Here is a 10,266-nt window from a genome sequence, read left to right on the forward strand (position 1 = left end):
AGTGTTTGATTATCTTTTGTTTGTTCTTGTTTTATGTTGTTGTGTTCTCCTTTTGAAAAGATCCAATAAAATTTATTATTTTTAGATTATGCAAGAATCATTTTTACATTATATCTGGCAGTATAAAAAAATGGCGGTTGTAAATTTAACAACTACGCAATTTGAAGCTTTGGATATTGTTTCGGTTGGACAGTATAACACCAATGCCGGACCAGACTTTTTTAATGCTCAACTTAAAATTGGAGAGCAACTTTGGGCTGGAAATGTAGAAGTTCATATTAAATCCAGTGATTGGTTTGTGCACAATCATGAAATTGACCCAGCCTACGATAATGTAATTTTACATGTGGTTTGGGAGCATGATACCGAAATTTTCAGAAAAGATAATTCTATCATCCCAACTTTGGAGTTAAAGCAAGTAGTGAATCAAGGCATTTATAAAAATTATGTCAAACTGATGTCTTCTCAAAACAAATGGATTAATTGTGAATCAGATTTTGGTGAGGTCGATAATTTTGTCTTGGATCATTGGTTAGAACGACTGTATTTTGAACGTCTTGAAAGGAAGTCTAAAACGATAGAAGGTTTACTAATAGATTCTAAAAATAATTGGGAAGCCGTTTTGTTTAAGATGCTTGCCAAAAATTTTGGATTAAAAGTCAATGGTGATGCTTTTTTTAGCTTAGCAAAATCAATTGATTATAATGTGATTAGAAAAATACAAACCGACCAAATGTTGCTTGAAGCTTTGTTTTTTGGTCAGGCAGGATTGTTGGAAGTAGATGCTCAAGATTCTTATTATTTAGAGTTGCGGAAGGCATATCACTTTTTAAAACAAAAGTTTCAGTTGAATCAAGGCCAGGTGTTGCCCATGCAATTTTTCAGATTGAGACCACAAAACTTTCCAACTATTCGGTTGTCGCAATTGGCTTCTCTTTACAGTTCTAGAACCCATCTGTTTTCTCAAATTATTGATATTAATACTAGGAAAGAGTTTTATCAACTCTTCCAAGTAGGAGCTTCTTCCTTTTGGGACTCTCATTATACATTTGGAAAGACATCAAAACCTTCAACTAAAAAAATAGCCAAGCCTTTTATTGATTTACTATTGATAAACACCATCATACCTATCAAATTTACTTATTCTAAATTTCAAGGCAAGGATGTTAATGAAAGTTTGTTGAGCTTAATTCAAGAAATTCCTGCAGAGAAAAATAATATTGTTTCGGCGTTTAATAATTTAAGGAAGCTGTCTCATTCGGCCATGCAATCTCAGGCTTTAGTTCAGCTTAAAACTGAATATTGTAGTAAAAACAAGTGTTTGGAATGCGCCGTAGGTAACGCGTTGATTGTTTATTAAAACCAATTTATAAATATTATGTTTGTTATATTTTACAAGCTTATTTATTAATTATTATAAGTACATTGCCGTATGAATATTTTTTATAAAATCTTACTTTATTTCCAAAAGCATGGATATTACGTTTGTCAGCGCATAGCTGACAGATTGGGGATTAGGGCTAAAGTTGTTAGAACCTCATTTATGTACTTAACCTTTGTAACTCTAGGCTTTGGATTTGCATTGTATCTTTTTATAGCGTTTTGGATGCACATTAAGGACTTGTTGTATACCAAACGCTCATCGGTTTTCGACTTGTAAAACACAAACCATTTGATTCGTTATTGAAGTTAGTTTGTACAGCAGGAAACTATAGATTTAAAATTTTACAATTGTGTTTCAGACCAATTTTAAATTCCATTTGGGCGTGTGTATGGTACGGAAATCAATGGTTTTTGGAGATTAACTATAATATAGACTTAAATTTATTAAATATTTCATAAGCTTTAATTAACATCATATCGAGTTAAATAAAAGTTGAAACTTTAAAAAACCATTTTTTTTTAGCATCTTGCTGTCCATAAAACCAGAAACTAACTAACAATCAATTTTTATGAAGAAATTTCTTCTTTCAATTTTCACATTAATCTTACCAAGTATAATTTTTGCCCAAGACTTTAATGTTGAGGGAATTGTTTCTAACCCTTCCAAAACTATTAATGATGGCGTTGTTACCGTAGAAGTAACAGGAGGCGTAGCGCCTTACACTTATCGATGGAGCAATCAGGCTACTTCTTTAACCTCAAATAGGTCGACAGGATTAACCGAGGGTGTTCCTTATACCGTAGTTGTTACTGATGCTGTAGGTAATTCTAAAACGGCAGTTTTTACGGTTAAAACCGAAGCTATTACTGAGGTTTTTAACGGAGCTATGACGCCTGCTGTTAGTGCCTTAGGTTCTATTTTGTTCTGGGATCCTTTTGCAGCTATTGGAATTTATGATCCTGTAGTTTATGCCGATTCTAAGCGTATAGGAATTCCAAATTGGACGAATGAGGTAGATAATAAATATGAACTTAAAAAATGGTTAAAAGAGGATGGTGTTCATGTTTATAAAGATGAGGCTATTGCTATTATAACTGATAGATCTGGAGGAGAGATAGTCGTTAATTCTCTAGCAAACGGAAAATTAAAACATATAACTAAAGAAGGTGAAGTTATTTATAACTCGGATAACAAAAAGCATGTTATTGAACAAGGTGCGCACTTTTTTGCTGAAATAACCTATGATAAGCCAATAGTTTTAACACACCCTAATGGAGACCCACTTACTAAACCCATTTCGTTTATTGTTATTTGGTTGGTATTAGGAGCGTTGTTTTTTACTATTAGAATGGGCTTTATTAATATTAGAGGATTTAAACATGCCATTGATTTGGCAAGAGGGAAATACGATGATCCTAATGCACCAGGACAAGTAACACACTTCCAAGCATTGGCTACAGCCGTATCAGGAACTGTAGGTCTTGGAAATATAGCAGGTGTGGCCGTGGCCGTTTCATTAGGAGGTGCTGGAGCTACTTTTTGGATGATTGTATGTGGATTGCTAGGGATGTCTACCAAGTTTGTAGAGTGTACTTTAGGAGTGAAATATAGAGACATTCTACCTGATGGACGTGTTTTTGGTGGTCCAATGAATTATCTGCGTTACGGATTAGAAAAAAGAAATATGAAAGGCTTAGGTAAAGTCTTAGCTGGAATGTTTGCAGTTTTAGCTGTAGGAGCTTCATTTGGAGGAGGAAACATGTTTCAAGCCAATCAGTCTTTCGAGCAATTAGCAGGGCAATTTCCTATGTTAGTTGGAAACGGATTTTATTTCGGAGTAATAACAGCTATTTTAGTAGGTGTTGTAATTATTGGAGGTATTAGTAGTATTGCAAAAGTAACTGGTCGTGTAGTACCCATTATGGCTTCTATTTATATTGTAGCAGCTTTGGCGGTTATCATTATGAATATCCAAAATATAGGTCCGGCATTTTCTGCTATATATGAAGGAGCATTTAGTCCGTCAGCTTTAAAAGGAGGCGTTATTGGGGTATTGGTAGTTGGTTTCCAACGTGCAGCGTTTTCAAACGAAGCTGGTGTAGGATCTGCAGCTATTGCACACAGTACAGCAAAAACGAATCATCCACCTTCAGAAGGATTTGTGGCCCTGTTAGAGCCATTTTTAGATACCGTTGTAGTTTGTACATTAACAGCATTGGTATTAATTTTTACAGGAATGCATGAAGTAGAAGGTATGGCAGGTGCTCAATTAACCTCTGATGCTTTTGGAAGTCAGATTTCTTGGTTCCCTTATGTTTTAGCTTTAGCAGTGTTCTTATTTGCTTTTTCAACTATGATTTCCTGGTCTTATTACGGAATGAGAGCTTGGACTTACTTATTTGGAAAAAGTAAAAAAGTTGAGTTTATTTATAAAATGTTATTCTTAGTGTTTGTGGTGATAGGAGCATCCGTAAGTTTAGGAGCTGTGTTAGACTTTTCAGATATGATGATTCTTGCTATGTCCTTCCCAAATATTATAGGATTGTATATTATGTCTAAAGAAGTTAAATTTGATTTAGATGCTTATACTAAAAAGTTAAAAGCCAATCTGCTTTTTCGAAAGCCGGTGGTAGAAAAGAAATAAATTATTATGAAAAATTTAAAGTCCCATTTCACGTTTTCAAAAAAACAACGGAGTGGGATTTTTTTATTGATACTCATTATAGTGACCTTACAGGTTCTTTACTTTTTTGTAAGTTTTTCTTCTAAGGATGTTCAAATAAGTCCAAACGAATTAGAGGTTTTTCACAAGGAAATCGATTCTCTTCGTCAGGTTGAAATTGAAAATAGAAAACCAAAAATGTATCCCTTTAACCCAAATTATATCACAGATTATAAGGGGTATACTTTAGGTATGACTAATGAAGAAATTGATAGGTTATTAGAATTCAGAAAACAAGATCAATGGATTAATTCAGCTAAAGAGTTTCAACAGGTCACTCAAGTGTCCGACTCGTTATTACATGTACTTTCGCCCTATTTTAAATTTCCTGATTGGGTTACTAACCCGAAACCAAAAACCGATTTTTTACTTAAAAATACCAATCAGCCAAAAACCTTCGAACAAAAACAGGATTTAAATACGGCTACAGCATCACAATTACAAAAAGTTAATGGTATTGGCGAAGCTTATTCCAAGCGGATTATTGCTTACCGGGATAAGTTTGGTGGTTTTATTGCAGATGTTCAGTTGCAGGAGATTTATGGATTATCACCAGATGTTATTGAAAGCCTTAAAGAGCACTTCACAGTAAAAACTCCAAAACAGGTTGATAAAATTAGTTTAAATTCCGCCACACTCGAGCAGTTAGTTACTGTTCCTCATATAGATTATGAAATTGCTCATCATATTTTAGAACAACGAACTTTAAGAGATGGATATTATTCTATGGACGAATTATTAAAAGTTAAAAGCTTTCCCTCTAACAAATTCGAGATAATTAAATTATATTTGAAGCTTAATTAATAAAGAAAATAAGGTATGAATAGTATGTACTTCACGGAAGAACATCAGATGTTTAGAGAAAGTCTTAAAGATTTTTTACAGAAAGAGGTAGTTCCGCATATTGAAAAATGGGAAAAAACCGGAACGGTAGAACGTTTTATTTGGAAGAAATTTGGAGATATGGGATTCTTTGGCTTGGCCTATCCTGAAGAATATGGTGGAATGAATCTAGATTTATTTTACACAGTAATCTTTTTAGAAGAACTTCAAAAAATAAATTCAGGTGGTTTTGCCGCAAATATGTGGGCTCATGCTTATTTAGCAATGACTCATGTTAATAAAGAAGGGAGTCATGAAATAAAAGAAAAATATTTAACCCCAAGTATTTCTGGAGATAAAATAGGTTGCTTGTGTATTACAGAACCTTTTGGAGGAAGTGATGTTGCAGGAATGAGAACCACTGCCGTAAAAAAAGGAGATACCTATGTAATTAATGGCTCAAAAACTTTTATAACTAATGGTGTTTATAGTGATTATTTAGTGGTTGCAGCCAAAACAGATCCAGATGCAGGCCATAAAGGCATGAGTATTTTTATTATGGATAGAGATACTCCTGGAATTTCTGCAACTAAGTTAGATAAATTGGGATGGAGAGCTAGTGATACAGCCGAAATTGCTTTCGATAATGTTGTTATTCCAGCGAACCAACTTATGGGTGAAGAAGGAAAAGGTTTTCCATACATTATGCAGCACTTTGCTTTAGAAAGGCTGATTATGGGAATTAATGCCCACGCCAGAGCGGAGTATGCTTTAGATTATGCCAAACAATATATGAGCGAGCGTACAGCTTTTGGTAAAACGATTAATACCTTTCAAGCTCTTCGACACAGGTTCGCCGAACTGTATGCAGATATGGAGGTTTGTAGGGAATTTAATTATTCCGTAGCTTACAGACTTAATAAAGGTGAGTATGTTGTGAAGCAAGCAACCATGTCTAAATTAAAATCGACTAAAATGGCAGATGAAGTTATTTATGACTGCCTTCAATTTTTAGGAGGTTATGGCTATATGGAAGAGTATCCTATGGCACGACTGCTTCGCGATAGTAGATTGGGACCAATTGGTGGGGGAACCTCAGAAATACTTCGCGAAATTTTGGCTAAAATGCTTTTAGACGATAAAAACTATAAACCTGCTACCTAATTTTTAAGTCATTAATTTTATGAAGTCTCAACATATCAAGCGTATTTTCGGAGCCCTTGTGCTTATTTGTAGTTTTTCGACATTTTCACAAACTGAGTTAAAAAACTCGGTGTTGGATGCCGAAACCTTTCTGCCTTTAGAAAGTGCGAGTGTGTATGTTGCAAACACAACCATAGGAACTATTACCAATACCGACGGAAAGTTTGTTTTAGTAGTGCCAGACCGATATAAAAGCGATACGTTAGTTGTATCTTCTATAGGTTTTAAAAGTTATAAGGTTAAGGTAGATGAATTTGATAGCACTTTTGATGTCTATTTAGAGCCAGATGTAGCTTCTTTGGATGAAATTTTGCTCGTTGCAGATTCAAGACCCAAAACAGGGAACGATATTATGCTTCGTGCATTGGAAAGGCTGCCAAATAATTTGCCAGACTCTGCTTATATTGAAAAAGGCTTCGTAAGACATAAAGAACGTAACAAAAAGGAATTTAAATGGCTCGTAGAGGGGGCAATAACCCTCTACGATTCCAGCTATCAAACAAACACTTCCAAGTTTCTTAAAGTTAATGTGGATGAGGTTAGGAAAAGTTACGACTTAAGAGACATAGACAGTTTGTTGACGTATACAGCCTACCTAAAAGACAAATCCAATAACAGAAATCTAAAATCTAGCAATTTAAGAAGAGATACCATTAAAACAGCTTCCTTGGTAAAAGCCATTAAATGGAATGATACTAGAATTAACGGTTTGGAGAATTTGTTTCAAGGAAAATTAAACCTTATTAGAAATTCTAATAAATCAAATGGCTTATTTAACGAAAATATGTTAGATCAGCATTTATTTTCTTTAGACACCGTTTTGGTTGATAACAACAGGAAAATTTATAAAATTAAAATTTCTGAAGGAAAAGATTATATCAATTTAGAAACTAAAGGAATTTACAATGATGGGTATAAGGCGAATGGCTGGGTTTATGTTTATTGGGATACCTATGCTATTAAAAGAATAGAGTACGAGTTAATTGCGGCCTCTAGTGCTCAAAAAAGCAGAAGCAAAACCCTTTTTGGAACCCAAACAAACCATAAGTTAGTCATTAATTATATGGAGTATCAAGATAAAATGTACCCAAGCTATATTTATTACGAAACTCCAAAACTTGTAAATGTTGGTTCAAGAACAGGAACGAATACCAAAGGCGAAGAGCTTGAAAGTAATCCGGAAGAACGATATTATTATACCGTTCAAGAAATCTTGTTTACCGAAATTATTTTAGACAAGGAGCAAATCAATGCGGCTTTAAATAGTACTTGGAACCCTGACATCTTTATGTCTAGGCCATACAATAAAGACTTTTGGAAAAACTACAACACCTTATTGGAGAGTGAAGAAGAAGAAAAGCTTATTCAAGACTTAACTAAGCGTTCTTCCTTGTATAAAGAATAAAAGGAACTCTTAAAAAAACATAACAATAAAAAGCTGTTAATCAGTGTTTTATTGCGTGAAGGGTCCTTGGTTTTTAGAATAGAATAAAACTTTATAATAATTTTTAAATTTTTGGTTGTCCATTCTAAAATAGTTTTTATATTTGCGCCTTGAAATTCTAAAAGAGAGGAGGTTAAGACACTATGTTAATAATACCAATTAAAGAAGGAGAAAATATAGATAGAGCGTTAAAGCGTTACAAGAGAAAGTTTGATAAAACTGGAACTAAACGTGCATTACAAACTCGTAAGCAGTTTGATAAGCCTTCTGTTCTAAAAAGAGCACAGCATCAAAAAGCGCAATATATCCAACGTTTAAGAGATCAAGAGAATATCTAATCTCGATATTTGTTAAATCCAAATTAAATCCTGTTTAACCATAGCTAAAGCTGAGGTTAACAGGATTTTTTGCGTTAAACAGTTTGCTTCCTTTTTTATTCTATATATTTACGTAACTATACACTTTTATTATGTCTTTTAAAGCATTTATAGATTACTTGTTACTTGAGAAGAACTATTCTAAGCTCACTATAAAAGCGTATCAGAAGGATTTAAGCGAATTTTCAGACTTTATTAAATTAGAATTTGATCAGGATTCAATAGACGGTGTAAATTATCCACAAATTAGAAGTTGGATTGTAAGTTTGGTAGAAAAAAACATTTCTAATAGAAGTGTTAATAGGAAAGTTTCGGCATTAAATTCCTATTATAAGTTCTTATTGAAAATTGACCGTATTCAAGCGAATCCCTTAGCAAAACACCGAGCTTTAAAAACCAGTACAAAAATCCAGGTTCCATTTTCGGAAAATGAAATTACCACGGTTTTAGAAGAGCTTTATTTTGAAAATGATTTTGAAGGAATCAGAAATAAATTAATTATCGAGCTCTTCTATTCTACAGGAATTAGAAGAATTGAATTGATAGATTTAAAGCTAAAGGATGTCGACTTTTCTAATCAAACTCTAAAGGTTTTAGGCAAAAGAAATAAAGAACGATTTGTACCCTTATTGCCAAAAGTTATAAATTCCATAAAGATTTATTTAGAACACAGAAATAAATTAGAAACTGTAACTGATTCAGAGGCTTTGTTTTTAACAAAAAAAGGAGTTAAAATTTATGAAACACTTGTTTACCGAATAATTAATGAGTATTTTAGTTTAGCATCTAGTAAAGTAAAAAAGAGTCCTCATATATTAAGGCATTCGTTTGCAACTCATTTACTAAGCCAAGGTGCAGATTTAAATGCTGTTAAAGAGCTTTTAGGACATTCGAGCTTAGCTGCAACCCAAGTTTATACTCACAATAGTATATCTGAATTGAAAAAGGTGTACCTAAGCACGCATCCAAGAAGTAAAAAGTAAAACAGTACAATCTATTGTATAACCAAAAACAAAAGAAGTATGAAAGTAAACACGCAATCAGTCAATTTTACTGCCGATAAAAAATTGATAGACTTTATTCAAAAGCGTATGGATAAGTTAGATTTATTTTATGACAAAGTAATTAGTTCAGATGTTTATTTGAAAGTAGAAAACACTAGCGATAAAGAAAATAAAGTTTTTGAAGCTCGCGTAAATGTTCCAGGAGATAGTTTGGTAGTGAAAAAGCAATGTAAAACGTTTGAAGAGGGAGTAGATATGGCCGTAGCGTCATTAGAACGACAACTTAAAAAACGAAAAGAGAAATTAAGAGCACATTTATAATAAATTTTTCAGAAAAAATGTTTTGAAAAAGAAAATAAATATATACATTTGCAGTCCGTTAGAAATAGCGGGCTTTTTTTTGTGTTAAAAAAGGTTTAACAAGCCGATGTAGCTCAGCTGGCTAGAGCAGCTGATTTGTAATCAGCAGGTCGTGGGTTCGAGTCCCTCCATCGGCTCTTAAGTTTCCTGAGAAAGTCAGGAGTCTCAAAATAAAATACATTTTGAGAAAGTTCATTAAAAAACTGAGGTTTTGGGGAGATACTCAAGCGGCCAACGAGGGCAGACTGTAAATCTGCTGACTACGTCTTCGCAGGTTCGAATCCTGCTCTCCCCACAAAATTTTCAAAATAGGTTGTTGTAAAAAAAAAACTTGTTCTGAAAATTAATTAAAAGTTTAATAAGCTGTTGTTCTTATTAAATATGCCAAGTTGAAACAAGGCTGTTTAATTGAAATATTGAAAACCTTTCATTATTCTAAAACAAAAGATTCTGTTTTACGGAGTTTAAGTTCGGGAAAAAATGATAAATGCGAGAGTAGCTCAGTTGGTAGAGCGTCAGCCTTCCAAGCTGAATGTCGCCGGTTCGAACCCGGTCTCTCGCTCAAAAATTACCTGCGAAGGCAGGGTTCTTGCAAAATTTAAAGTAAGAATAAACACTTTGCGCCGGTGTAGCTCAGGGGTAGAGCGTTTCCTTGGTAAGGAAGAGGTCACGAGTTCAATTCTCGTCATTGGCTCTTTTAAAAAGCTAGATTAAAATAGAATACACTAATAATATTATATAACTAAGATTAAATTATTTAAAACATGGCAAAGGCAACTTTCGATCGTTCAAAACCACACTTAAATATTGGTACAATTGGACACGTAGATCACGGAAAAACAACCACGACTGCAGCTATTACAAAAGTATTAGCTGATGCAGGTTATTCAGAAGCAAGATCATTTGATCAAATTGATAATGCTCCAGAAGAAAAAGAAAGAGGTATTACA

General features: G+C 33.6%; 10 protein-coding genes and 4 tRNA genes. All 14 read left to right on the top strand.

Annotated elements, in window-relative coordinates; translation table 11 throughout:
• Positions 1–88: 88 nt before the first annotated feature.
• Positions 89–1,360 (top strand): DUF2851 family protein, encoded by a 1,272-nt coding sequence (locus tag VKY41_RS01015; protein ID WP_500812571.1) that lies wholly within the window; start codon positions 89–91, stop codon positions 1,358–1,360.
• 72 nt (positions 1,361–1,432) lie between these two features.
• The gene (locus tag VKY41_RS01020; RefSeq protein WP_500812572.1) at positions 1,433–1,660 is read left to right on the top strand and encodes a PspC domain-containing protein; all 228 of its coding nucleotides are present in this window, start codon (positions 1,433–1,435) and stop codon (positions 1,658–1,660) included.
• A 292-nt stretch (positions 1,661–1,952) separates the two neighbouring features.
• The gene (locus VKY41_RS01025) at positions 1,953–4,028 is read left to right on the top strand and encodes an alanine/glycine:cation symporter family protein (RefSeq protein WP_500812573.1); all 2,076 of its coding nucleotides are present in this window, start codon (positions 1,953–1,955) and stop codon (positions 4,026–4,028) included.
• Positions 4,029–4,034: 6 nt separating this feature from the next.
• Entirely contained in the window at positions 4,035–4,910 is an 876-nt protein-coding gene (locus VKY41_RS01030) for a ComEA family DNA-binding protein (protein WP_500812574.1), read from the top strand.
• A gap of 15 nt (positions 4,911–4,925) precedes the next feature.
• Positions 4,926–6,092, top strand: coding sequence for an acyl-CoA dehydrogenase family protein (locus VKY41_RS01035; RefSeq protein ID WP_500812575.1), 1,167 nt, complete (start codon positions 4,926–4,928; stop codon positions 6,090–6,092).
• A gap of 19 nt (positions 6,093–6,111) precedes the next feature.
• Entirely contained in the window at positions 6,112–7,536 is a 1,425-nt protein-coding gene (locus VKY41_RS01040) for a carboxypeptidase-like regulatory domain-containing protein (protein WP_500812576.1), read from the top strand.
• A 182-nt stretch (positions 7,537–7,718) separates the two neighbouring features.
• Entirely contained in the window at positions 7,719–7,913 is a 195-nt protein-coding gene (gene rpsU, locus VKY41_RS01045) for a 30S ribosomal protein S21 (RefSeq protein WP_500812577.1), read from the top strand.
• Between the two features lie 131 nt (positions 7,914–8,044).
• Complete coding sequence (locus VKY41_RS01050; protein ID WP_500812578.1) at positions 8,045–8,935, top strand: tyrosine-type recombinase/integrase; 891 nt, start codon at positions 8,045–8,047, stop codon at positions 8,933–8,935.
• Positions 8,936–8,974: 39 nt separating this feature from the next.
• On the top strand, positions 8,975–9,277 hold the full coding sequence (gene hpf, locus VKY41_RS01055) for a ribosome hibernation-promoting factor, HPF/YfiA family (RefSeq protein ID WP_500812579.1): 303 nt from the start codon (positions 8,975–8,977) through the stop codon (positions 9,275–9,277).
• 102 nt (positions 9,278–9,379) lie between these two features.
• Positions 9,380–9,453, top strand: a tRNA-Thr gene (locus VKY41_RS01060).
• Between the two features lie 76 nt (positions 9,454–9,529).
• Positions 9,530–9,611, top strand: a tRNA-Tyr gene (locus tag VKY41_RS01065).
• A gap of 194 nt (positions 9,612–9,805) precedes the next feature.
• A tRNA-Gly gene (locus tag VKY41_RS01070) sits at positions 9,806–9,878 on the top strand.
• Positions 9,879–9,938: 60 nt separating this feature from the next.
• Positions 9,939–10,010, top strand: a tRNA-Thr gene (locus VKY41_RS01075).
• A gap of 70 nt (positions 10,011–10,080) precedes the next feature.
• Positions 10,081–10,266, top strand: a 186-nt coding sequence (locus VKY41_RS01080; RefSeq protein ID WP_324309214.1) for a GTP-binding protein, incomplete at its 3' end; no start/stop codon positions are given.

Source organism: Xanthomarina sp. (assembly GCF_035306605.1).
GTDB lineage: Bacteria > Bacteroidota > Bacteroidia > Flavobacteriales > Flavobacteriaceae > Xanthomarina.

What these genes read in the sequence shown, in the direction of transcription:
- VKY41_RS01015 (WP_500812571.1), top strand. Translation starts at nt 89, where the DNA reads ATGCAAGAATCATTTTTACATTATATCTGGCAGTATAAAAAAATGGCG.
- rpsU (WP_500812577.1), top strand. Translation starts at nt 7,719, where the DNA reads ATGTTAATAATACCAATTAAAGAAGGAGAAAATATAGATAGAGCGTTA.
- VKY41_RS01050 (WP_500812578.1), top strand. Translation starts at nt 8,045, where the DNA reads ATGTCTTTTAAAGCATTTATAGATTACTTGTTACTTGAGAAGAACTAT.
- VKY41_RS01030 (WP_500812574.1), top strand. Translation starts at nt 4,035, where the DNA reads ATGAAAAATTTAAAGTCCCATTTCACGTTTTCAAAAAAACAACGGAGT.
- VKY41_RS01020 (WP_500812572.1), top strand. Translation starts at nt 1,433, where the DNA reads ATGAATATTTTTTATAAAATCTTACTTTATTTCCAAAAGCATGGATAT.
- VKY41_RS01035 (WP_500812575.1), top strand. Translation starts at nt 4,926, where the DNA reads ATGAATAGTATGTACTTCACGGAAGAACATCAGATGTTTAGAGAAAGT.
- VKY41_RS01040 (WP_500812576.1), top strand. Translation starts at nt 6,112, where the DNA reads ATGAAGTCTCAACATATCAAGCGTATTTTCGGAGCCCTTGTGCTTATT.
- hpf (WP_500812579.1), top strand. Translation starts at nt 8,975, where the DNA reads ATGAAAGTAAACACGCAATCAGTCAATTTTACTGCCGATAAAAAATTG.
- VKY41_RS01025 (WP_500812573.1), top strand. Translation starts at nt 1,953, where the DNA reads ATGAAGAAATTTCTTCTTTCAATTTTCACATTAATCTTACCAAGTATA.